The organism is Streptomyces albus subsp. albus, from assembly GCF_000725885.1.
Lineage (GTDB): Bacteria > Actinomycetota > Actinomycetes > Streptomycetales > Streptomycetaceae > Streptomyces > Streptomyces albus.
This window is the reverse complement of the sequence record NZ_JODR01000009.1, coordinates 201,173-223,732: the sequence shown is the minus strand read 5'-3', so window position 1 is coordinate 223,732 and position 22,560 is coordinate 201,173. Positions and strand designations below refer to the sequence as shown.

18 protein-coding genes, 1 tRNA gene, 1 other RNA gene and 1 pseudogene are annotated in these 22,560 nt (G+C 72.4%); 14 read left to right on the top strand and 7 right to left on the bottom strand.

The features are described from left to right. Positions 1-244: 244 nt before the first annotated feature. Positions 245-1,129, top strand: coding sequence for a hypothetical protein (locus tag IO40_RS0112095; RefSeq protein WP_234336591.1), 885 nt, complete (start codon positions 245-247; stop codon positions 1,127-1,129). An 860-nt stretch (positions 1,130-1,989) separates the two neighbouring features. Further along, positions 1,990-2,451 carry a hypothetical protein gene (locus IO40_RS0112090; RefSeq protein ID WP_137016937.1) on the top strand — a complete coding sequence of 154 codons (462 nt, stop codon included), beginning with the start codon at positions 1,990-1,992 and terminating at the stop codon, positions 2,449-2,451. A gap of 325 nt (positions 2,452-2,776) precedes the next feature. Here the strand turns inward: IO40_RS0112090 and IO40_RS0112085 are convergent. Next, positions 2,777-2,861 (bottom strand) — tRNA-Ser (locus tag IO40_RS0112085). Between the two features lie 107 nt (positions 2,862-2,968). Here IO40_RS0112085 and ffs point away from each other — a divergent pair. The 9 genes from ffs (at position 2,969) to IO40_RS0112045 (ending at position 13,074) form a co-directional block, all read left to right on the top strand. Continuing rightward, an RNA gene (gene ffs, locus IO40_RS35275) (signal recognition particle sRNA small type) lies at positions 2,969-3,065 on the top strand. Between the two features lie 237 nt (positions 3,066-3,302). Further along, the gene (locus tag IO40_RS0112080) at positions 3,303-5,630 is read left to right on the top strand and encodes a DNA polymerase III subunit gamma and tau (RefSeq protein WP_031175395.1); all 2,328 of its coding nucleotides are present in this window, start codon (positions 3,303-3,305) and stop codon (positions 5,628-5,630) included. Between the two features lie 135 nt (positions 5,631-5,765). Next, positions 5,766-6,101, top strand: coding sequence for a YbaB/EbfC family nucleoid-associated protein (locus IO40_RS0112075; protein ID WP_016473083.1), 336 nt, complete (start codon positions 5,766-5,768; stop codon positions 6,099-6,101). Between the two features lie 298 nt (positions 6,102-6,399). Then, entirely contained in the window at positions 6,400-6,999 is a 600-nt protein-coding gene (gene recR, locus IO40_RS0112070; protein WP_016473082.1) for a recombination mediator RecR, read from the top strand. A gap of 77 nt (positions 7,000-7,076) precedes the next feature. Continuing rightward, positions 7,077-7,745 carry a DUF5063 domain-containing protein gene (locus tag IO40_RS0112065; protein WP_031175394.1) on the top strand — a complete coding sequence of 223 codons (669 nt, stop codon included), beginning with the start codon at positions 7,077-7,079 and terminating at the stop codon, positions 7,743-7,745. A 288-nt stretch (positions 7,746-8,033) separates the two neighbouring features. Next, the gene (locus tag IO40_RS0112060; protein WP_016473080.1) at positions 8,034-9,314 is read left to right on the top strand and encodes an aspartate kinase; all 1,281 of its coding nucleotides are present in this window, start codon (positions 8,034-8,036) and stop codon (positions 9,312-9,314) included. A 312-nt stretch (positions 9,315-9,626) separates the two neighbouring features. Next, the gene (locus IO40_RS0112055; RefSeq protein ID WP_374117470.1) at positions 9,627-10,301 is read left to right on the top strand and encodes a SigE family RNA polymerase sigma factor; all 675 of its coding nucleotides are present in this window, start codon (positions 9,627-9,629) and stop codon (positions 10,299-10,301) included. After that, positions 10,298-12,019: a hypothetical protein gene (locus IO40_RS0112050; RefSeq protein ID WP_031175393.1), complete on the top strand. Its 1,722-nt coding sequence runs from the start codon at positions 10,298-10,300 to the stop codon at positions 12,017-12,019. Before IO40_RS0112055 ends, IO40_RS0112050 begins: the two co-directional genes overlap by 4 nt. An 86-nt stretch (positions 12,020-12,105) precedes the next feature. Then, on the top strand, positions 12,106-13,074 hold the full coding sequence (locus tag IO40_RS0112045; protein WP_016473076.1) for an SURF1 family protein: 969 nt from the start codon (positions 12,106-12,108) through the stop codon (positions 13,072-13,074). Here the strand turns inward: IO40_RS0112045 and IO40_RS0112040 are convergent. Then, positions 13,010-14,791 carry a S9 family peptidase gene (locus IO40_RS0112040; protein ID WP_031175392.1) on the bottom strand — a complete coding sequence of 594 codons (1,782 nt, stop codon included), beginning with the start codon at positions 14,789-14,791 and terminating at the stop codon, positions 13,010-13,012. The two genes, IO40_RS0112045 and IO40_RS0112040, sit on opposite strands and share 65 nt — an antisense overlap. Before the next feature lie 226 nt (positions 14,792-15,017). On the opposite strand from IO40_RS0112040, the pseudogene cbiE reads away from it, so the two are divergent. Both cbiE and cobM read left to right on the top strand, forming a co-directional pair. Next, positions 15,018-16,211: pseudogene (cbiE, locus tag IO40_RS33475) on the top strand (precorrin-6y C5,15-methyltransferase (decarboxylating) subunit CbiE); the annotation flags it as partial. A 281-nt stretch (positions 16,212-16,492) separates the two neighbouring features. Next, complete coding sequence (gene cobM, locus IO40_RS0112030) at positions 16,493-17,242, top strand: precorrin-4 C(11)-methyltransferase (protein WP_016473073.1); 750 nt, start codon at positions 16,493-16,495, stop codon at positions 17,240-17,242. A 95-nt stretch (positions 17,243-17,337) separates the two neighbouring features. On the opposite strand, the gene IO40_RS0112025 is transcribed toward cobM, so the two are convergent. Beyond that, on the bottom strand, positions 17,338-18,663 hold the full coding sequence (locus tag IO40_RS0112025; protein ID WP_016473072.1) for a cobalt-precorrin-5B (C(1))-methyltransferase: 1,326 nt from the start codon (positions 18,661-18,663) through the stop codon (positions 17,338-17,340). 17 nt (positions 18,664-18,680) lie between these two features. Between IO40_RS0112025 and IO40_RS0112020 the strand changes: the two genes are divergently transcribed. Then, positions 18,681-19,469 (top strand): cobalt-precorrin-6A reductase, encoded by a 789-nt coding sequence (locus tag IO40_RS0112020; protein ID WP_016473071.1) that lies wholly within the window; start codon positions 18,681-18,683, stop codon positions 19,467-19,469. Here the strand turns inward: IO40_RS0112020 and IO40_RS0112015 are convergent. The 4 genes from IO40_RS0112015 to IO40_RS0112000 form a co-directional block, all read right to left on the bottom strand. Then, entirely contained in the window at positions 19,432-19,848 is a 417-nt protein-coding gene (locus IO40_RS0112015) for a Fur family transcriptional regulator (RefSeq protein WP_016473070.1), read from the bottom strand. The two genes, IO40_RS0112020 and IO40_RS0112015, sit on opposite strands and share 38 nt — an antisense overlap. A 175-nt stretch (positions 19,849-20,023) precedes the next feature. After that, positions 20,024-20,230 (bottom strand): DUF2180 family protein, encoded by a 207-nt coding sequence (locus tag IO40_RS0112010; protein ID WP_016473069.1) that lies wholly within the window; start codon positions 20,228-20,230, stop codon positions 20,024-20,026. A gap of 157 nt (positions 20,231-20,387) precedes the next feature. Beyond that, complete coding sequence (locus IO40_RS0112005) at positions 20,388-20,957, bottom strand: GNAT family N-acetyltransferase (RefSeq protein ID WP_016473068.1); 570 nt, start codon at positions 20,955-20,957, stop codon at positions 20,388-20,390. Then, on the bottom strand, positions 20,957-22,249 hold the full coding sequence (locus IO40_RS0112000) for an NsdA family TPR-like regulatory protein (RefSeq protein ID WP_016473067.1): 1,293 nt from the start codon (positions 22,247-22,249) through the stop codon (positions 20,957-20,959). The genes IO40_RS0112005 and IO40_RS0112000 overlap by 1 nt, the downstream gene beginning before the upstream one ends. Positions 22,250-22,560 lie beyond the last annotated feature (311 nt).

The window sequence follows — 22,560 nt, the reverse complement described above, 5'->3', positions numbered from 1 at the left end:
GTTCGGCGTCAGCGCCCAATGATATGAAGTCGCTGCTTGTGACGGACTGTGTAAGCACAGTATCCAGGAAGGGGAGGACGTGTCGAAAGCCGATCTTTTGGCGCTTATTTTTGCTGCTTGGACAATGTCGATATGGACTATGACCATGACAGGGACGTCGCAGCGTCGAGGCAACAGAACGTTACTGGAACGAGTATGTTGGGCGCACGCGCGTGGACGCGCAAGACGGCGCCGCGCTCACCTGGTGCGTCAGATCCGTGACAGCCCCTTGGCGACACTTCCAGCTCGTACAACGCTGGATTATTTGCAGCGAGAGGACGTCCTTTACCGGGTGTCCAGCAATGCACTCTTCATCAAGATGGCCGTTCCCGTTGCGCTCTCCGTCTCAGCGGGTTTCGCCCTTGCAGCAATCATCGAACAAACAACCTGGCACGTCTGGCGTGACGCCCTCGCAGTAGGGGCTCTGATGGCTCCTATTTCGATGACTGCCCTGATCGCTTCACTGGTCACAAACCAAGGCTTGCAACGGTGGACCACCGAGACTGTGACAGCCACTGTACGCGGGGCATATGAGGCGCTCCTCATGCCTTTGGAAGCAAGTGGTAAAGAACCTCCGACAGCATCCCCGTTCAACTCCCCACATGTCGGGGCAGTGCGATCGTTGGAAGACTTTGCCACCGCGCTGGAGAGATACGCCGTGCAGCGAGCACTTCCTGATGGTCGCAACCCCATGCCTCAGGTCGTGGCCCGGTACTCGGCCGCCGCCAGCCTCGTGCGCCAGCTTCGAGACGAGGTAGAACTCGATCGTATCGACGGTGCGAAGCGAGCTCTACGCGAAGTGGAACGTATTCTCAGCGTGCTCGCGAGCGGCCAGATGCAGAACCTTGCACCCGGCGAGGCTTCCGCAGACGACTTGTTGCGCAGCCACCGGGAGCGTAAGGCCTGGCGGCAGCAGGTGCTGCGAGGGGCTGCGTTCACTCTCTGCCTTGCAGGCATCATCTTCGCCTTGGCCTCGTCAGCGGTGGGTGTCGCTCTGACCACTGCTGCCGCTGCAGGGGTAGTGGCCGCATGGGAAAAGATCCTGCATCTGTCAACCGGTTCGGAGCCGAGTCGGGCGGTGCCCGGCTGACCGGCGACCTGACTCAACGCTCAGCCGGTCGGCGTCCTTGAACGCGGATGTACAAAACGTTTCACGGGTGCGGCCGGAGGGCTTCGTGGGCTCGGCTCCGACTTGTGTCAGGGCCGAGCCCACAGGGTCAACGAGAGGAACGGAAGGACAGCGCTCGGAGCATCCCTGTCGTCTGCCTACCCACATCGAGGGCGTACTGACGCACTGGCGGAACGACGGCTCCGATGAGCCATATCAGGCCGATCACCACGGTCAGGAGCGTCAGGGGAACTACCAGAGCGATCGCAGCCCACGCGCTCGAAGGGATCGTCACAGGCGCCCTCCCCGGGCGAGAGAGTGCACGATTACGTCTTGTCGGAGGGGCCCCAAGTGCCCTACTGTCAAAGTCAAGTGAACCTTCCCAGTGCAGGAGAAGGTGGAGACGGCTCCCGCGCCATCGGGGGCCGTCGGCGTTTGTGCCGTCGGCCAGCCTCCACGTGATGTTGAGGCTAACTGTCAGCCGCGACACAGGAGTTCATGGCCGAGGAGCACGGCATAGCTCGCTTGACAACACTCGCCGTCGCGACTGTCTGGATCACTACTGGTCGGATCAGCCCTGTGAGTCGCCAACCTGGCGGTTGAAGTGCAGTTTTGGCAGCGCGTGATCAGCCACCGATGCGGTGGGGTAACGGCTGGATTTCATTGGGCTGTGGCCGGAGGCTGTCAGTTATTTTTGACGGATGGGTGACCGGGGGTGGACTGGGCCCTCGCACTTCGACGGGAATCCGGCGTCGTACGGAGACGGACTCGAACTCCCGCTCGGGGCGCGAGCGCTGCGTGAGGCGATCCAGCGCATGCGTGAACGCGTCAGCCCCTCAAGTGTGAGCGCGCTGGAGGAGCTGCTGGGCGCGCTCAGCCGACTCTCAGCCTTGGAAAAGGAGATCAAGGCTCAGCGTGCGTTGCTGATCGCCGAGCTCCTCGCGCGCGGAGGCACGTGGCAGAAGGCCGCTGAAGCCTGCGGCTGCAAGAAGCAGACTCTCCACAAGGCGCATCACGCGATGGTCGACGCCTTGTCGGGCATCTGCAACGGGTCGTCGGGTGAGAAGGCCCTACGGGTGATGCAACTGCTACATCCCCAGGCCGTCGACAGTCTGATCATCAAGGGGCATGTCGAGCCTCAGCTCGTGCCTGTCAACGGCCGGCTGCGGTTGGTGTTGCGCCGGAACCCGGCTGCGATCGCATCGGACGCGGAGTTTCCCCAGCGCCGCCGTCCTCGCTCAGTCGTCCAATCCGAGGGGCTGCAACTCCGTGCTGTGCCGTTGTCACGCCGTGGGAAGACGTAACAGCCGTCGAACAGCCCGGAGTCATCACGAGCGGAGCCCACGTATCTGGGTCAGGTGGGGGAGCCGGAACTCACCGCATGGCTCGGGCGACGAGTGTTGCCAGTGGCACACGCCCCGGAGTCGGCCTCGTGGCTCGGCGGGTTGACCGTGTTCGCCGGAGCGAGCCCGGCGGGCCGGGGCGGTGGTAGGGCCGCAGCGCGTCTGTGACGTGCTTCCCTGCCTGGTCTCCCCGAGTCGGTGGGGAAAGTGAGGCAGAGGCTCCGAACGACGTAGGGCCCCACCGCCGAGGCGGTGGGGCCCTACGTTCAGCCCGGTGAAGGCTGGGCGGAGGATACGAGATTCGAACTCGTGAGGGGTTGCCCCCAACACGCTTTCCAAGCGTGCGCCCTAGGCCACTAGGCGAATCCTCCGCCGAGAACAATACAAGACGTTCAGGGGTGCTCGCGAACGCGTACCCCGAGGTGGGGTGGGCGGGGGAGGGAGGTCGTCGGGGGCGCGGGGGATCGGGTAGGCTGGCGGCAGCCCCTCACGTGGCGCTAACTGACTGAACTCCCCCAGGGCCGGAAGGCAGCAAGGGTAGGTCGGCTCTGGCGGGTGCGTGGGGGGCGTTCGCATGTCCGGGGGCGATACGGGGCCGCGGGGGCCGGCGGGATCGGCGGCACTGATGGGGCCGAGGAAGCTGGCGGGGCCGGCGGTCCCTCTGGGGTTGATGGGGCCGATGGGGACTGACGGGCCCGGCGGGGCAGGATGCGGCCGATGGGGGCTGACGGGGCCGGCCGGGGCGGCGGGTCGGGGGTGTGGGGTACGCCACGTGGCGGCGGTTGTCGGTGGGCGCCTATATCGTCGGGGGCGTGTCGTCCCTCGCCCTGTACCGCCGCTACCGCCCCGAGACCTTCGCGGAGGTCATCGGGCAACAGCATGTGACCGACCCGTTGCAGCAGGCGCTGCGCAACAACCGCGTCAACCACGCGTATCTGTTCAGTGGTCCGCGCGGCTGCGGGAAGACGACCAGCGCGCGGATCCTGGCCCGCTGCCTCAACTGCGAGCAGGGGCCGACGCCCACGCCCTGCGGGGAGTGCCAGTCGTGCCGTGACCTGGCGCGGAACGGGCCCGGCTCGATCGACGTCATCGAGATCGACGCCGCCTCGCACGGTGGTGTGGACGACGCCCGCGAGCTGCGGGAGAAGGCGTTCTTCGGCCCGGCGTCGAGCCGGTACAAGATCTACATCGTCGACGAGGCGCACATGGTGACCCCCGCGGGGTTCAACGCGCTGCTGAAGGTCGTCGAGGAGCCGCCCGAGCATCTGAAGTTCATCTTCGCGACGACGGAGCCGGAGAAGGTCATCGGGACCATCCGGTCGCGTACGCACCACTACCCGTTCCGGCTCGTCCCGCCGGGGACCCTGCGGGACTACCTGGCCGAGGTCTGCGAGCGCGAGAACATCCCCGTCGAGGAGTCGGTGCTGCCGCTCGCCGTGCGGGCCGGAGCCGGCTCCGTGCGTGACTCGATGTCCGTCATGGACCAACTCCTCGCCGGCGCTGGCGAGGACGGTGTGACGTACGCCATGGCCACCGCGCTCCTCGGGTACACCGACAGCGCCCTGCTCGACGACATCGTGGACGCCTTCGCCGCCGGTGACGGGGCGCGGGTCTTCGAGGTGATCGACCGCGTCATCGAGGGCGGCCACGACCCCCGCCGGTTCGTCACCGATCTGCTGGAGCGGCTGCGGGACCTGGTGATCCTCGCAGCGGTGCCCGACGCGGTCGAGAAGACGCTGATCGACGCCCCGGGCGACGTCATCGAGCGGATGCGGGCCCAGGCGGAGGTCTTCGGCGCCGCCGAGCTGAGCCGCGCCGCCGACATCGTCAACACGGGGCTCACGGAGATGCGCGGTGCCACCGCGCCCCGGCTGCAACTGGAACTGATCTGCGCCCGGGTCCTGCTGCCCGCCACGTACGGGGACGAGCGCTCCGTGCAGGCCCGGCTGGACCGGCTGGAGCGCGGCGTCGCCCTGGGAGCGGTGGGCGGCGGTGCACCCGGCGCGGGCGGCCCCGCGGCCGGTGCGCCCGCCCCTGCTGGTGCCCCTGCGCCCGCCTCGGTGCCCGCTGGTGGTGCGCCCGTGCCGCCCGGCGCTGGAGCGGGCCCGGACGCCGGGGCGCCGGCGGCGGACGCGGGGTACGCCGCCCCGGCACCCGCCCCCTCGCAGCCCGCTTCTGCCCCGGCCGCGGCGGCCCCGTCGGCCCCGGCTCCGGCCGCCGGAGGCGGTGCCGCCGAGCCGGGCCGCCGGCCCGGCGCCTGGCCGGGCGGTACGGGGCCCGGTGGCGGTGCCGGTACGGGCGGTGCCGGCGGGGCCGGGCGCCGTCCCGGTGCCTGGCCCGGCGCGACCGCACCGGGCAGCGGTGCCCCCGCCGGTCCGCCTGCGGGCGAGGCCCCGGCGGGCCCGCCCCCCGCCGCGCAGCCGCCGGCCGCGCCGCCCGCCCCCGTCTCGTCCGCACCCGCAGGCGGCGGGGATCCGGCGCAGATCCGGCAGATGTGGCCGCAGATCCTGGAGGCCGTCAAGAACCGGCGGCGCTTCACCTGGATCCTGCTCAGCCAGAACGCGCAGGTCGTCGGCTTCGACGGCAAGACGCTCCAGGTCGGCTTCCCGAACGCGGGGGCCCGCGACAGCTTCTGCAACGGTGGCAGCGACGAGGTGCTGCGGCAGGCGCTCAACGACGCGCTTGGCGTGCAGTGGCAGGTGGAGGCGCTGGTCGACCCGTCCGGTGGCGGCAGCGGCGGTGGTCCCGGGGGCCCTAGCGGGCCGGGCCCCGGTTTCGGTGCGGGGCCCGGCGCGACGGGGGGCGGAGCCGGCGCCCGCAGCGCGGTGGCCGCGCCGGCCGCGGCGGGGCCGCCCCAGCAGTGGTCGGCGCCCCAGCCGGCTCCGGGCCCGTCGTCCCAGGCGGGGCCCGCGCCCACGGCCGCGGCACCGGCCCCGGTGCCCGCTCCGGCGCCGGCACCGGAGGCGCAGCGCCCGGCGGCACCGGCTCCTGCGGCGTCGCCCGTCTCCGGCGGGGTGGGGCTGGAGGACGACATGCCCGCGGAGGACGACCCCGATCTGGACGACTCGGCGCTCTCGGGCCACGACCTGATCGTCCGCGAACTCGGTGCGACGGTCATCGAGGAGTTCCAGCACGAGTGAGCAGCCGCCAGAGCCCGCGATCGGGGGCCCGCTCCGGAGCCCGTCACCGGGTTCCGGGGAGGGGCCGCCCCACGAGGGCGGGAGCACGTAGGCTCGGGAGCGTTCAGTACGGCGTCTAGTGAGCCAGGAGCGATCGTGATTCCCGGTGGTGGACAGCCTGACATGCAGCAGTTGCTGCAGCAGGCGCAGAAGATGCAGCAGGATCTGACCACGGCGCAGCAGGAGCTGGCCGAGGCGTCCGTCGAGGGCACGGCCGGTGGTGGCCTGGTGAAGGCGACCGTCAGCGGTTCCGGCGAGCTGATGAGGCTCGTCATCGACCCGAAGGCCGTGGACCCGGACGACACCGAGACCCTCGCCGACCTGGTGCTGGCGGCGGTCCGTGACGCGAACAGCGCGGCGAGCGAGTTGCAGCAGCAGAAGCTGGGACCGCTCGCGCAGGGCATGGGCGGAATGCCGGGCCTGCCGTTCTGAGGCCGACGGCCCTGCCCCTGTCGCAGACGGATCTGCCCCTGTCGCCGGCGGCCCCGCCGTTCGCGGGCCGCTGCGTCTCCCGGGCCCAGGTCCAGCCCCCGGCCCCGGGCCCGAAGGCGGGCGGGGGCCGGGCCGGGCGGTGGGGCTGAGCGGCTAGTGGTGGCCCGCGGGGGCCATTACCGTACTGAGGAAGTACTGGCGGAGTACTGACGAAGTACTGAAGTACCGAGGAAACGAGTCGTGCTCGGCGTCCCGCGGGCGCCGGGGACCAGCGAGTGAGCGCAGGCAGGAGCCGTCCGTGTACGAAGGCGTGGTCCAGGACCTCATCGACGAGCTGGGCAGGCTGCCCGGCGTCGGTCCCAAGAGCGCGCAGCGGATCGCCTTCCACATCCTGCAGGCCGAGCCCACCGATGTGCGGCGGCTGGCGAGTGCGCTGACCGAGGTCAAGGAGAAGGTCAGGTTCTGCGCGGTGTGCGGGAACGTCGCGCAGGAGGAGCAGTGCCGGGTCTGTCTCGATCCGCGCCGTGACCCGTCGGTCATCTGTGTGGTCGAGGAGCCCAAGGACGTCGTCGCGATCGAGCGGACCCGCGAGTTCCGCGGCCGGTACCACGTGCTGGGCGGGGCGATCAGTCCCATCGAGGGGGTCGGCCCCGACGATCTGCGGATACGGGAGCTGCTGGCACGGCTCGCCGACGGGTCGGTCACCGAGCTGATCCTCGCCACGGACCCGAACCTGGAGGGCGAGGCGACGGCCACGTACCTGGCCCGGATGGTCTCCGCGATGGGCCTGAAGGTGACGAGGCTGGCCAGCGGGCTTCCCGTCGGGGGGGACCTGGAGTACGCGGACGAGGTCACCCTGGGGCGGGCCTTCGAGGGAAGGCGGCTCCTTGACGTGTGAGCCGAGGGGACGAGCCGACGAGGGGTGATCCCGCCGGGGGATGGCTCCAGGGGACTCCACAGGGGAGAGGTTGCCCGATGTCCGATGCGACGCTGAACACCATCACCGACAACCCGGACGACTTCGCCGTCCAGATCAGCGACCAGATCGAGAGTTTCATCGTCTCGGTCACCGAGGTCGCCAAGGGCGACGAGCCCGACAGTGCCGTCCCGTACCTCCTGCTGGAGGTCTCGCAGCTCCTGCTGGCGGGCGGCCGGCTGGGCGCGCACGAGGACATCGTCCCGGACGAGCGGTACGAGCCGGACGTGGGCCCCGAGCCGGACGTGGACGAGCTGCGTGAGCGGCTCGCCGCGCTGCTGGACCCGGTGGACGTCTACTCGGAGGTCTTCGACCCGTACGTGCCGCGGGCCACGCCCGTCCCCTGCCGGATCTCGGACGACCTGGCCGACGTGGTCACCGATCTGCGGCACGGCATGGCCCACTACCGCGCGGGCCGGGTGAGCGAGGCCCTGTGGTGGTGGCAGTTCTCCTACCTGTCGAACTGGGGCCCCACCGCCTCGGCCGCCCTGCGCGCCCTCCAGTCCCTGGTGGCGCACGTCCGGCTGGACAAGCCGCTGGAGGAGCTGGACGGTCTGGACACCGACAGCAACGCCGCCGACGAGGACGGCGACGGCTCCCTGGAGGCGGAGGCCGGCGCGGTGATGGCGGAGGAGATCGCCGCCCCACTGGGCCTCAAACGCGGCTGAGGGCCGTCTCGCTGTGTGCCGGCCGCCTCGTTCGGGCGGCACCGGGCGGGGTTGCGTTAGCCCGTCGTGGCTCCCGGAGCGCGCACGCGGGTGCGGTGCGCGGTGTCCGGTATGCGCGTGAGCACGGTCACGTTTTCGTGTCATCCGCGGTCGGGCGGGCAGGGGTCTGCCGGGCGGGTGCGGATTCCGCCCGGTCGTTACACTGAGCCGATCAGTGGATCCCATCATTCCGGGCAGTGTCGCGCGGAGCGCCGGGGTCCCGGGAAATGATTCGAGGAGCGAGCACACGTGGGCCTTGTCGTGCAGAAGTACGGCGGCTCCTCCGTTGCCGATGCCGAGGGCATCAAGCGCGTTGCCAAGCGGGTCGTCGAAGCCAAGAAGAACGGCAACCAGGTTGTCGTCGTGGTCTCGGCGATGGGTGACACGACGGACGAGCTGATCGACCTTGCCTCAGAGGTGTCTCCGGTCGCCTCCGGTCGCGAGTTCGACATGCTGCTGACCGCCGGAGAGCGGATCTCCATGGCGCTGCTGGCGATGGCGATCAAATCCCTCGGCCACGAGGCGCAGTCGTTCACGGGCAGCCAGGCCGGTCTGATCACCGACTCCGCGCACAACAAGGCGCGGATCATCGACGTCACCCCGGGCAGGATCCAAAGCTCGGTCGACGAGGGCAACATCGCCATCGTCGCCGGCTTCCAGGGCGTCTCCCAGGACAGCAAGGACATCACCACGCTGGGCCGCGGCGGCTCGGACACCACCGCCGTGGCGCTGGCCGCGGCGCTGGGCGCCGAGGTCTGCGAGATCTACACGGACGTCGACGGGGTGTTCACCGCCGACCCGCGCGTCGTGAAGAAGGCGCGGAAGATCGACCGGATCTCCTTCGAGGACATGCTGGAGCTGGCGTCCTCCGGCTCCAAGGTGCTGCTGCACCGTTGTGTGGAGTACGCGCGTCGCTACAACATCCCGATCCACGTGCGGTCGTCCTTCTCCGGCCTGAAGGGCACGTGGGTCACGAACGAGCAGCCGGACGGGCAAGGGGAAGAGTCGATGGAGCAGGCGATCATCTCGGGTGTGGCGCACGACACGTCCGAGGCGAAGGTCACGGTCGTCGGGGTGCCGGACAAGCCGGGCGAGGCCGCGACGCTCTTCCGCGCCATCGCGGAGGCCGAGATCAACCTCGACATGGTGGTGCAGAACGTCTCCGCCGCCTCCACCGGGCTGACGGACATCTCCTTCACCCTGCCCAAGGCGGAGGGCAAGAAGGCGATCGCCGCGCTGGAGAAGGCGCAGGGCACGGTGGGCTTCGACTCGCTGCGCTACGACGACCAGATCGCGAAGATCTCCCTCGTCGGCGCCGGCATGAAGACCAACCCGGGCGTGACGGCGACCTTCTTCGAGGCGCTGTCCAACGCCGGGGTCAACATCGAGCTGATCTCCACCTCGGAGATCCGCATCTCCGTCGTCACCCGCGAGGAGGCGGTGGGGGACGCGGTACGCGCCGTCCACTCCGCCTTCGGGCTCGACAGCGACTCGGACGAGGCCGTCGTCTACGGCGGCACCGGCCGCTAGCCGCAGCGCGCGCACGTACCGGTACCCCGGGGCCACTGGCCACGGCGGTACCCGCTGACGGAGAATGACGCTCCCCGCCCGCCTGCAACCGGCAGGCGGCCGGGGAGCGTCATTGTTTCCTCCGGACCCACCCGGTCCCGGGCGGCCAGGCCCGGGAAGCCAGGGGGGAGCGTGCCCGGGCGCCGGAGCGGACACTGCATCAACGGGGCTTTCTTGAAGACTGAGAGATGTGTGTATGACGGCATGTGGTGTGTTTTTCCGCACAGTGCCTGTCGCGTACAACCCTGACGGGGGGAAACGTGTCAAACAGGCGTGGCAGAGGTACTCGGAATCGCAACGGCCCCTGGCCGCCCCCGACCCGTCGCACGCGCCGGAGCGCTGCCTGTGGGCGGAGGCATGCCGGTGATCGCGCCCTGGTCTGCCGCCGCGCGCCCCACGCGCCCGCTCTCACCGGGTCTCGCACAGGGTGGGGACACTGACGAGGCGATGGCACCGGGCACCACAGTCGATCATCTGACCGAGACCTACCGCGCCCATTACAAGTCCCTGCTCGGACTCGCGGCGCTCCTGCTCGACGACACGGCTTCCTGCGAGGACGTCGTCCAGGAGGCGTTCATCCGCGTCCACTCGGCGCGCAAACGCGTCCGCGACCCCGAGAAGACCCTCGCCTATCTCAGGCAGACGGTCGTGAACCTCTCCCGCTCCGCGCTGCGCCGCCGCATCCTCGGGCTGAAGCTGCTCTCCAAGCCGATGCCCGACATGGCGAGCGCCGAGGAGGGGGCCTACGAACAGCTCGAACGGGATCAGTTGATAAAGGCGATGCGTGGTTTGCAGCGGCGCCAGCGCGAGGTGCTGGTACTGCGGTATTTCGCCGACATGACCGAGGCTCAGGTGGCCGAGGTGCTCGGACTCTCCCTCGGCTCCGTGAAGGCGTACGGTTCGCGCGGCATCGCCGCCCTGCGCACCGCCATGGAGACCGCGTCATGAGTGAGCGCGAGCGCACGGACCCGCCCGGTGAGAACGCCGGCGGGCGCGAGGAGAGGGCCCCCCGCGGCGCGGGCCCCGCGGGCGACGAAAAGGCCCCGCGCGGAGAAAGAGCCGCCGGCGGGGAGGGCACCCCGGGCGGTGCGGAGACCGCCGGTGCGGGGACGGCGGGTTCGGAGTCCGCCGGGACGGAGACCGCCGGTGCGGAGTCCGCCGGTTCCGAGTCCGCGCGGGAAGAGCCCGGGGACACTGCGGAGCCGCCGCGGACGCCGTCGGCGGCGAAGGGAGCGGGTCCCCCGCAAGAGCTACGGCCCGCCATGGAGGCGGCCACCGCCGCGGAGGCGGTCCCCGCCACGGAGGCGGCCAGCGCTGCGGACGCGGAGGACGCAGGCGAGGGCACCCCGGACGTGCCCGAGGCCGCCGCGGACTCCGGCAAGAGCGCGGGCGGGCCCCGGGCTGCGGCGTCCGAGTCCGGGACGGAGCCTCTGTCCGAGGCGGCGGCGCCCCCCGGCGGGAAGAAGCAGCGCACCGGTGAGGACGGCACGGCCCGCGAAGAAACGTCTCAGGGACGGACGCCGGGCGCGCCCCCGGCGGAGCCCTCCGACGACGGGACGGCCCCGGCCACCGACGCCGCAGACGCCGCACAAGCCGCCGGGTCCGTCGCCGGTCCGGGAGCCGGGTTCGGGGAGGACGCTCTCCGGCGGCTGCTGCAGGACCGGGTGCGGGAGATCGAACCGTCCGCGGAGAGCATGGACCGGACGCTGGACCATCTGCGCCGGGCGGTGCCTGCGCGGCGCGCGCACCGTCGGCAGGCGGCCGTGGGCGCGGTGGCGGCGGTGCTGGTCGCCGCGGTGGCCGTGCCGGCGCTGCTGTACGGCGGCGTCATGCCGGGGGGCGGCGACGACGACCATCCGCTGACCGCCGCCAGTACGCACGGCCAGACGCGCGGCCCCGAGGCGGGGACCGGCGCGGACGGCGGCAGGGGCGACGGCGAGCACGGCCGCGACAAGGACAAGAAGAAGGGCAAGGGCGACGAGGGGGACCGGGACACGGACCCGTCACCGTCCGGGGGGCCGGGCAGCGGCAGCGCCGGGCCGAACGAGACCCTCAGCGCCAGCGCCCCGACGTGCGGCAGCGACCAGCTGGGTCAGGGCTCGGCCCAGTCGGGGGCGCCGGACAGCGCGGGCACGATCTACGGCAGCTTCCGGGTGGCCAACGTCTCCGGCGACGCCTGCACGGTGGACGGCGAGGGCTTCGTCGGCGCCTCCGTGCAGGGCGGTGGGGCGCGCGGCCAGGTGGCGGTCGTGGACCACACCGCGGGGGACGCGGCACCCGGACTGGGCGACCCGTCCGTCGCCCGCGACGAGGTGGTGCTCCAGCCCGGCCAGGCGTACGTGGTGAAGTTCGCCTTCGTGCCCGACGGGAGCTGCGGTGGCAGTTCGCCCACGCCGCAGGGCGGCCGGTACGACGGTGACGCCTCCGGTGGCGCGGACGGCGGCTCGGGCGACGGCGGCTCCGGCGGCGGGGACGGCACCGGCGGAGGCGGTACGGGCACGCCCGGTGCGGGGGACGGCGGTGGCAGTTCCCCCGGCAGCGGGGGCGGCGGCGCCGACGTGGTCGTCTCGCACACCCCGGAGGGCGGCGCTCCGATAGCGAACACCCGGCTGCCCGACACCTGCGCCGGCGGCACGATCTACCGGACGGGCGTCATCCCGCAGTAGTCGCCAGTGGTCCGTGGCGGTGTGCGAAGGCGGTTGAGCGGTGCCCTCCCGTCTGGGGCCCGGCGCGGGGGCGTACCGTTGGTGGGGTGTACCGGTTCCTGCTGACCCCGCGGTGGTGGGGAATCAACATCTTCGCCGTACTGGCGATTCCGGTGTGTCTGCTGATGGGCAGCTGGCAGCTGAGCCGGTTCGACGACCGGGTCGACCGGCACCACCAGCAGCAGGAGCAGTCGCAGTCCGCCGCGCACGCCAAGGCGGAGCCGCTCGCGTCGCTGCTGCCGATCACCGAGGAGACGGCCGGGCGCACCGCGAAGGTCACCGGGCGCTTCGACACCGCGCACCCGCTGCTGATCCCGGACCGCACCGTGAAGGACAAGCAGGGCTTCTACGTGCTGTCGCTGCTGCGGACCGACGAGACGAAGGGCCACCAGGCGGTCCCCGTGGTGCGGGGCTGGCTGCCCGGCGACCCGGACCCGGCGCGGGTGCCGGCGCCGCCGAAGGGCGAGGTCACGGTGCGCGGGGTGCTCCAGGCGTCCGAGTCGCACAACGACGCGGGGCCCGAGGCGTCCGGGGCGCTGCCCGAGGGCCAGCTGGGCTTCGTGAGTGCGGCGGCGCTGGTGAACGTCGTGCCGTACGAGGTGACCAACGCGTGGCTGACCGAGCAGCACACCGAGCCGCCGCTCAAGCCGGTGCCGCCGGTGGCGCCCGAGGGCACCGGGCTGGACCTGAAGGCGTTCCAGAACCTGGGGTACACGGCGCAGTGGTTCGTCTTCGCCGGGTTCGTCGTCTTCATGTGGTTCCGCTTCTTCCGGCGGGAGGCGGAGATGGCGAAGGACGCCGCTCTGGGGCTGCTCCCGGAGGAGAACACCACCACGGACGCCCCTGCGGACTCCTCCACGCAGGCCCAGGAGGCCCAGGAAGACCAGGCGGCCCAGGGGCCCGCCGGGTCCCGGGAGGCCCCCGGAGGGGCCGGGGACCCGGCGGACGAGGTCACGCCCGCGGAGGCTGCGGAAGGTGCCGCAACGCGAAGTCGATCTCCAGTCGGACCTGCTTGATCCGTTCCTCGACGACGAGCGAGCCGTGCCCGGCGTCGTAGCGGTAGACCTCGTGCGGGTGGCCGCGCTCGGCGAGCTTCTCGACGTAGTTCTCGACCTGCCGGATGGGGCAGCGGGGGTCGTTGACGCCCGCCGAGATGTAGACCGGGGCGCGGACCTTGTCGACGTAGGTGAGCGGCGAGGACGCCTCGAACCGCTCGGGCACCTCCTCGGGCGTGCCGCCCAGGAGGGTGCGGTCCATGGCCTTCAGCGCCTCCATCTCGTCGTGGTAGGCGGTCACGTAGTCGGCGACCGGCACGGCGGCCAGGCCGAGCGCCCACACCTCCGGCTGGGTGCCGAGGCCGAGCAGGGTGAGGTAGCCGCCCCAGGAGCCGCCGGCCAGGACGAGCCGTTCCGGGTCGGCGAGCCCGGAGTCGACGGCCCAGGCGCGCACCGCGTCGATGTCCTCCAGCTCGATCAGGCCGACCCGGTGCTTGAGCGCGTCCGTCCAGGCGCGGCCGTACCCGGTGGAGCCGCGGTAGTTGACGCGGATCACGGCGAAACCGTGGTCGACCCAGGCGGCGGGCTGGCTCGCGAAGGAGTCGGTGTCGTGGTGGGTGGGTCCGCCGTGCACCTCGAAGACGGTCGGGAACGGGCCTTCCCCGGCGGGCTTCTGCACCAGCGCGTGGATCATGCCGCCGGGGCCCTCGACCCAGGCGTCCTCCACGGGCACCGAGGCGGGCGCCTTCATCCCGGGCGGGTCCAGTACGACGCCGCCGGTGGTGGAGCGCACCTGCGGCGGCTCGGCGGCGGACGACCACAGGAACTCGACGGTGCCGTCGGGCCGGGCGGTGGCACCCATGACGGAGCCGGCGGGGGTGTCGATGCGGGACAGCTCGCCGGTGGCCAGGTCGTAGCGGAAGAGTTCGTCGCGGGCCTGGTGGCTGTGCGCGACCAGCAGCGCGGAGGCGTCCGGGTACCACTCGGCGTGGAGGTCGCCGGGCAGGTCCAGGCTCAGCTCCTGCGTGGTGCCGGCCAGCGGGTCCCAGATCATCGGCTCCCACCGGCCGCGCCGCTGGTGGCCGATCAGCAGCCGGGCGTCGCCGTCCACGGGGGCGAACCCGAGGACCGAAAGGCCCAGCTCCTTGGTGCCGCCCTCGCTGTCGTCCAGCTCGGCGACGGTGGAGCCGTCGGGCCGCACCACGCGCAGCGCGGAGTGCATGGCGTCCCCGTGCTCGGTGTGCTCGATCACCAGCAGCGTGCTGTCGTGCGAGAGGTCACCCACTCCGGCGGACTCGCTGTGCCGGTAGATCTCGACGGGGGCGGGGGAGCCGGGGCGGAGCAGATGGATGGTGGAGCCGTCCTCGTCGGTGGAGCGGCCGACGACCACGGTGCCGTCCCGGCCCAGGGCCAGCCCGGCCGGGTAGGAGGGGTCGAGCCCTTCGACGGCGGGGGTGTCGGGGCCGCCGCCGAAGGGCTGGCGCATCCAGACGCCGAACTCGTCGCCGTCGGTGTCGGAGAACCACCAGATCCACTCGCCGTCGGGCGTCAGGGTGCCGTCGGTCGTGCCGTTGGGCCGGTCGGTGACCTGCCGCTGTTCGCCGGTGTCGCGGTCCCAGGCGTACAGCTCGAAGGTGCCCGTCGCGTTCGAGACGAACAGCGAGCGGGCCGGCGCTTCCTCGGCCCAGTCGGGCAGCGAGACGCGCGGCGCCCGGAACCGTTTCTCCCAGTCGGGCATGGCCTGGCCCGAGGCGGCCTGGTCGGGGTTCGGCCGGCCGGATGCGGCCTGGCCGGGCTGGTCGGGCTGTGCGTTGCGGTCCATGCGCCCCATTGTGGACCGGGACCGGGGGTCGGCGGGCCGGGGCCCGAACAGTACAGTTCGAGCGTCCCTGTTCGAGAGCCCGCACAGCGCGCAGAGCCCCGAGGTGCCTGGTTTGACGCCGTCCCCGACCGCCCAGCCCGATGTGACGGTCGTCGGGATCGGTGCCGACGGCTGGTCCGGCCTGACCGGGCCCTCCCGCCGGGTGCTGCGCGAGGCCGATGTCCTCCTCGGCGGGGCACGGCAGCTCGCCCTGCTTCCCGCTGAGTGCGCCGGCGAGCGGGTGACGTGGCCGTCCCCGTTGCGGCCCGCGATCCCCGGGCTGCTCGCCGCCCACGCGGGGCGCCGCATCGTGGTCCTGGCCAGCGGCGACCCCTTCCACTACGGCATCGCCCGCACCCTGACCGAACTGCTGCCCGCCCCGCCCCGGGTGCTGCCGCACCCCTCGTCGGTGTCGTACGCGTGCGCCCGGCTGGGCTGGGCGCTGGAGGAGTGCGAGGTCGTCAGCGTCGTCGGGCGGCCGGTGGCCCGGATCGCCGCGGCCCTGCACCACGGGCGGCGGCTGCTGGTGCTCGGCGCGGGCGCGGACACCCCCGCCGAGGTCGCCGGGCTGCTGCGCGACCGCGGGTTCGGTGCCAGCCGCATGTGGGTGCTGGAACAACTGGGCGGCGAGCGCGAACACATCCGTGAGGGCACGGCCCTCAGCTGGTCCCAGCCGCCGGGCGACCCGCTCAGCATCGTCGCCGTCGCCTGCCTGCGCGACCCGGACGGGCTGCGGCTGGGTGCCGTCCCCGGGCTGCCCGACGCCGCGTACGAGCACGACGGGCAGCTCACCAAGCGGTACGTGCGCGCCGCGACGCTCGCCGCGCTGGCCCCCGCACCCGGCGAACTGCTGTGGGACGTGGGCGGCGGCGCCGGCTCGGTCGCCGTCGAATGGCTGCGCACCCATCCCGCGTGCCGTGCGGTCACCGTCGAACGGGACGCGGAACGGGCCTCCCGCATCGCCCGCAACGCCGAGCGGCTGGGGGTGCCGCAACTGCGCGTCGTCACCGGCACCGCGCCCGGCGCCCTCGCGGACCTGCCGACGCCCGACGCGGTGTTCATCGGCGGCGGACTGACGGCCCCCGGCATGCTGGACGCCTGCTGGGAGGCGCTGCCACCGGGCGGCCGGCTGGTGGCCAACACGGTCACGCTGGAGTCCGAGGCACTGCTGGCGGACTGGTACCGGCGGCACGGCGGCGAACTGGTGCGGCTGGCCGTCGCCCACGGCACGCCCGTCGGCCACTTCACCGGATGGCGGCAGGCGATGCCGGTGACGCAGTGGGCGGTGTGCAAGCCGGGAGCGCCCCTGGCCGCCGCCTCCGGTGGTGCCGCCTCACGTGACGGGGAAGCAGCCGGGCGGGACGCCGGTGGTGCCGGTGACGCGGGCAACGCCGCTGACGCCGGGGGCCCGGGGACGGCCGGGAGCCCCGTACCGGTCACGGATGCGGGGGCGGCCGGGAGCCCCGTAACGGTCACGGGTACGGGGGCGGCCGGGAACCCCGGAGCGGACGAGAACCCCGGAACGGCCAGGAACTCCGGAACGGCCAGGAACTCCGGAAACGCTGTGGGAGACGAGCAATGACCGTGTACTTCATCGGCGCCGGGCCCGGCGCCGCCGACCTGATCACGGTGCGCGGCGCCCGGACGCTCGCCGCCTGCCAGGTGTGCCTGTACGCGGGCAGCCTCGTACCGCGGGACCTGCTCGCCGAGTGCCCGCCCGGCGCCCGTCTCGTGGACACCGCGCAGCTCGACCTGGACGCCATCACCGAGGAGATGGTGCGCGCCCACGCCGAGGGGCACGACGTGGCCCGGCTGCACTCGGGCGACCCCTCCGTCTTCAGCGCCGTCGCCGAGCAGATGCGACGGCTGGACGCGGCGGGCGTGCCGTACGAAGTGGTGCCGGGCGTCCCCGCGTTCGCGGCTGCCGCCGCCGCCCTCAAACGGGAGCTGACGGTGCCCACCGTCGGCCAGACCGTGATCCTCACCCGCGTGGCCCGGCAGGCCACCCCCATGCCCGAGGGCGAGGACCTGGCCACTCTCGGCCGCAGTGGCGCCCTGCTGGTGCTGCACCTGGCGGCGCGGTACGCGGACGAAGTGGTCGCCGAACTGCTGCCGCACTACGGCGCCGACTGCCCCGCCGCCGTCGTCGCCTACGCGGGTCGCCCGGAGGAGACCGTGCTGCGCGGCACCCTCGCGGACATCGCCGGCCAGGTGAAGGCGGCGGGCATCACGCGGACCGCCGTCATCCTGGTGGGCCGCACCCTGGCCGCCCGGCAGTTCGCCGACAGCCACCTGTACTCACCGGAACGGGAACGGCACGTGTGCTGAGGGGGACGGCGGGGGCATCGGCCCGAGCGGTGCGTGTACCGGCGCGGGGTGCGGCGGCGGACGGTCCTCGTCCCGCAGGGCGGGGCGGCGACGGGTCAGCGCACCGTGCTGCGCCCCACCACCGTGCCCGCCCGGTCGATGCACAGCACGTCCACCCGGACCGGGGCGCCGCGCAGTACGCGCAGGGCCTCGTCGCGGGCGGCCTCGGCCACCAGGTCGCCCAGCGGCACCCCGGCGGCGGCGCACATCTGGAGGGCGGCCAGCCCGGTGTTGGCCTCGCTCACCCGGTCGGCCAGCGCCTCGTCGGCCCCGCCGCGCCGGGCCAGCCGCGCCAGGAAGCCCTTGTCCACCTGGGAGCGCTTGGAGTGCAGATCCAGATGGCCGGCGGCCAGTTTGGACAGCTTGGCGAAGCCCCCGCAGACCGTCAGCCGGTCCACGGGGTGCCGGCGCACGTACTTGAGGACGGCGCCGGCGAAGTCGCCCATGTCCAGCAGCGCGTCCTCGGGCAGCCCGTACTCGGTGACGACGGTCCGCTCCGAGGTGGAGCCCGTGCACCCCGCCACATGGGTGCGGCCTGCCGCACGCGCGACGTCCACCCCGCGGCGGATCGAGTCGATCCACGCCGAGCACGAGTACGGCACCACGATGCCGGTCGTGCCGAGGATGGACAGTCCGCCGAGGATGCCCAGGCGCGGGTTCCAGGTGGAGCGGGCCAGCTCCTCGCCGCCCTCGACGGACAGGGTGATCTCCACGTCGCCGCTGCCGCCGTGCTCGGCGGCGACCCGCGCGACGTGCTCGCGCATCATCCGGCGCGGCACCGGGTTCACGGCGGGCTCGCCCACCTCCAGCGGCAGTCCGGGCCGGGTGACGGTGCCGACCCCCGGCCCGGCACGGAAGACGACGCCCGCGCCCGCGGGGAGGGGGCGCACCGTCGCGTGGATGACGGCACCGTGGGTGACGTCCGGGTCGTCGCCCGCGTCCTTGACGACGGCGGCCATGGCCCGCTCCGCGCCCAGCTCCTCGCGGGCCAGCGCGAAGGCGGGGGTCTGGCCGCGGGGCAGGGTGATCGTCACCGGGTCGGGGAACTCGCCGGTCAGCAGCGCGGTGTAGGCGGCGGTCGTCGCCGCCGTCGCGCAGGCCCCCGTCGTCCAGCCCGGCCGCAGGCCCGTGTGCTTGAGCTGGGCGCCCCGCCCACCGGCCGGGGCGCTGGTGTCTGTTGCCCCGCCTGTCTCCGTCGGCTCGCCTGTGCCTGCGGGCCGGCCCGTGTCCGCAGGCACGTCGGCGGCTGCGAGGGCTGTGGGCTCCGTCATCTGCGTGGGCTCTGTGGGCGCGCTGGTGTCCGCCGGCCCGCCGCCCGTCTCCGTCGGCCCGCTCGTGCCTGTGGGCCGGCCCGTCTCCGTCGGCTCGCTCGTCTCAGTCATGGAAGGACCCGCCCCTCGTGCACGTACTGATCCTCGGCGGCACCACGGAGGGCCGCCGCCTGGCCGGGCTGCTGGACGGTACGCCGTCGGTGCGCGTCACCAGTTCGCTGGCCGGGCGGGTGGCCGGACCGCGGATGCCGCCCGGCGAGGTGCGGGTCGGCGGTTTCGGCGGCATCGCGGGGCTGGTGGACTGGCTGCGCGCCCACCGTGTCGACGTGCTCATCGACGCCACCCATCCCTTCGCCGGAACGATCAGTTTCCACGCCGCCGAGGCCGCGGCCACCGCCCATGTTCCCCTGCTGGCCGTGCGCCGCCCCGGCTGGGTCCCGGCGCCGGGCGACGACTGGCACCCGGTGGACTCCCTCGACGAGGCCGCCGCGCTGCTGCCCCGGCTGGGCGAGCGCGTCTTCCTGACGACGGGACGCCTGGGCCTGGGCGCGTTCGCGGGGCCCGCGGGAGCGGACCTGTGGTTCCTCGTACGGTCCGTGGACCCGCCAGGGCCCGACGTGCCCGTACCGGCGCGGATGCGGCTGCTGCTGGAGCGGGGCCCCTTCACCCTCGACGGGGAACGGGAGCTGCTGCGCCGGCACTGTATCGACGTGCTGGTGACGAAGGACAGCGGCGGGGCGGCCACCGCACCGAAGCTGACGGCCGCGCGGGAGGCGGGCGTGCCCGTCGTCATCGTCCGCCGCCCCCCGGTGCCGGACGGGGTCCGCGTGGTGGCGAGTCCCGAGGACGCCGCGGAGGCTGTGCTGCGGGACCCGTCACTCAGGAGCGGCAGCGGTCACACAGACCCCACCAGGTGATTTCCGCCTCGTCGATGGTGAAGCCCTTGCTGTCCGACGGGTCCAGACAGGGCGCCCGGCCCACCGTGCAGTCCACGTCCTCGATCCGGCCGCATTTGCGGCACACCAGGTGGTGGTGGTTGTCGCCGACGCGGAGTTCGTAGCGGGCCGGTGACCCGGCGGGCTCGATGCAGCGGATCAGCTCGGCGCGGCTCAGGTCCTCCAGCACGTTGTAGAGGCCCTGGCGGGAGAGCCCGGCGGGGGGCTGCGCCGCTTCGAGGCGGCGCTCCAGTTCGGCGGCCGTGGAGTGCGCGTGCCCGCGCAGGGCGGACAGCACGGCGCGGCGCTGCGTGGTGTTGCGCAGTCCCCTGGCCTTCAGCAGCTCGGCCGCCTCATCCATGTCCCGTCACATCCCTCGGATCGTTCCGCGGGTGCCGCCCACCCGCGCGGCTGCCCGCTCGCCGGACTTGCACTGTAGGAGGGCTGATTTGACCGGGTCAAGAACGCGTGGGGCGGGTGGGCCCGGTGTGGTCACGGCGCCGCCTGGTGCGGGGCCCGGCCCGTGACGAGCCCGGTCAGGCCGGGTGCTCGGCGCCGTAGCAGGTGTGGCAGACCGCGCGACGGGCGGGCCGGTCGCTGGTGGACCTGCCGGGACCGCGCGACAGATGGACGACCGCCTCGGTGACGCGGCCGTGCTCACGGCAGATGACCAGACCGCAACGGGAGCAGACGCCGATGGGCGTCCCGCTCCCTCCGGACAGGTCGCAGTCGTAGCACTTCATGGGGGCTCCGTGCGGATTCGACGGGTGGACAGCTCGAACAGGCGGCGCGCGGACCTGCCACGCACCACCCAGACGGTAACCGGGTTCTTTTGACTCAGTCAATTTTGGTCGGAGTGTGCGGCGACCCCGTCCGGGAGAGCAACGGGGGAGCATGCTCTTAGGGAGCCTCGGCACACGGTGGCCCGATTTCGCGGACCATCGCGTCGTAGCACGGGGCGCCGTCCCAGGGGTGGGACCGGCCGACGCGCCGGTACCCCCAGGAGCGGTACGCGGCCCGGGCCGGTGCGGCTTCCGGTTCGGGCCGCACGGTGAGGGTGACGCGCTCGACCACCAGCCCTTCGAGAAGGCGATCGTGAAGGCCCCCGGCTATGCCCCGGCGGCGCCAGGGCTTCCGCACGCCCAGCTCGATGACGACCCACGTGCGGGTGCCGTCCTCCCACGTGAAGTCACCGGGAAGCGGCTCCTGGACGTTCGCCCACCACCGCGTGTCGGGAGCCAGCAGATATCCGTAGGCGAAACCGACGACCTCCCCCGCCTCACGGGCGAGCACCAGCCGGATGCCTGCCCGCCGGGCATGGACGCGGAAATGCTCGACGAACTCCGCGATGTCCTCGGGGCCCTCGCTGTACGGAGGCTCGGCGTACACCTCTTCGTACACCGGGAGAAACGCGTCGAGCTGCCCCGCCACCGTTCGCCCCTCATACAGCCGGTAGACGATGCCGGACATCACGCGGCTCCTCTCAGGCGGGCATACTGCGTCAACTGCTCGGCCGCGTCCCTGGTGCTCGCGGAGTCGTGGCTGTCGAGGAGGCCGGTCACTTCGTGCAGACGTCTGAGGACGCGGGCGGATTCGACCTCCTCCAGATGTTCCAGACTGTCCACGGCGTGGGCGGCGCCCTCGTCCACGTCTCCGGCCTTGAGGAGACTGCGGGAAAGGGTGAGCCGGTACAGCGCCCGGTTGCGTCCGTAGGTGCGGTCCTGGTGGGCGAGCGCGGCTCGGATGTACTGCGTGGCCGCGCGGTGGTGGCCGGTCTCCGTGTACAGCAGGCCCTGCGCGTAGTCGAGTTCGGCACGGCCGTGGAACGCCGCCCAGCCCGGGGAGGGGCGCGATCGAGGCCCATGGCGTTCGACCAGGCGCATGGCATCGGCGAGGCGTTTGCCCGCTGTCTTGCCGTCGTCCATCAGGGACAGGGCCCGCGCCTCACGGGAGGCGATGAGGGACTGCAGGACCGGCGAGCCGAAACGCGTGGCCCGTTCGCGTGCGGCCCGGGCAAGATCGAGACCGTCACGGGGGCGCCCCTCGTACGACGCCTGCATCGACAACGAGGAGAGCACCAGGATTTCGAGGCTGCTGTCGCGGAGCATCGTCGCTGACGCGAGAGCTTCTCCCCAGTAGCGGCGTGCGGTGTCCTGGTCGTCCGCGTCGTACGCCAGCCACGCGCAATGCTCCGCCGTCTCTCCGGCGAGCAACTGGAGTTGCCGGCCGATGGTCTCGGGGTAGCGGCTGGTGTTGATGACGCGGCGCACGCGGCGCAAGTGCCGGGCCGCGAGGGAACGTACGTCACCGCCGCCGTAGGCGTCGTCGAGTTGGTACAGCGAGCGGAGCCCTTCTCGCAGTTCCCGCAGATGGGTCGTGCCCACGGCTCCGGAACGTCCAGCGGGCGACAGGCCCGGTGGAAGTCCGGCGCCGGCCGCGACACCGAGGGAATCATTGAGGAAGGCGCGTCGGTCCACGCTGCTGGTGCCTTTCTCCACGAGGAGCGGTTCCGTCCCCACGGTCGCACCGGGCGGGGGCCCGGGGAACCCCAGTTCACGCGGACTGACCCCGAACATGGCATGGAGCACGCGCCACGCACGGGCCCGGGGCTCAGGGGGCGAGGGCTGACGCCATCTGCGGAGTTGCCGGTCTGTCAGCGTGACGACCTCACCCAGCACGGCGGCGGTCGCATCGAACGCTCGAAGGAAGTCCGACGGCCGGCGCCAGCCGTGCTCGAGGCACGCCTGTTCAAAGGGGGTCAACGGTACTTCCGGTGATCCGCTTGTTCACCGACGGTAGCGGCTGGGGAACGAGGAATGACCGGTCACGGCGGAAAGTCCGCTCAAAAGTCCGGTCTTGCGTCCGGCCGAGACGGGCGTCCCGCAGTTGGCTGATTGTGAACTCAGCGAGGGGAGCCGCCCGGATGACGGTCAGGTACTCGAACCCGACTACAGCGACTGGATGCAGGCCGGATCGCCGGCTGAAGTGTCTGCGACGGGAACATGTGGTGAGGGCCGCGTCGTGAGCCGTATGACGATCCGTGTCTCGCGTGACTCCGGCCGCACCTGGACCC

Bases quoted from the DNA above. Each gene is read 5' to 3' on its own strand.
- IO40_RS0112065 (WP_031175394.1), top strand. From the start codon at position 7,077: ATGTCCGATGCGACGCTGAACACCATCACCGACAACCCGGACGACTTC.
- IO40_RS0112050 (WP_031175393.1), top strand. From the start codon at position 10,298: ATGAGTGAGCGCGAGCGCACGGACCCGCCCGGTGAGAACGCCGGCGGG.
- IO40_RS0112040 (WP_031175392.1), bottom strand. From the start codon at position 14,791: ATGCCCGACTGGGAGAAACGGTTCCGGGCGCCGCGCGTCTCGCTGCCC.
- cobM (WP_016473073.1), top strand. From the start codon at position 16,493: ATGACCGTGTACTTCATCGGCGCCGGGCCCGGCGCCGCCGACCTGATC.
- IO40_RS0112025 (WP_016473072.1), bottom strand. From the start codon at position 18,663: ATGACTGAGACGAGCGAGCCGACGGAGACGGGCCGGCCCACAGGCACG.
- IO40_RS0112015 (WP_016473070.1), bottom strand. From the start codon at position 19,848: ATGGATGAGGCGGCCGAGCTGCTGAAGGCCAGGGGACTGCGCAACACC.
- IO40_RS0112010 (WP_016473069.1), bottom strand. From the start codon at position 20,230: ATGAAGTGCTACGACTGCGACCTGTCCGGAGGGAGCGGGACGCCCATC.
- IO40_RS0112005 (WP_016473068.1), bottom strand. From the start codon at position 20,957: ATGTCCGGCATCGTCTACCGGCTGTATGAGGGGCGAACGGTGGCGGGG.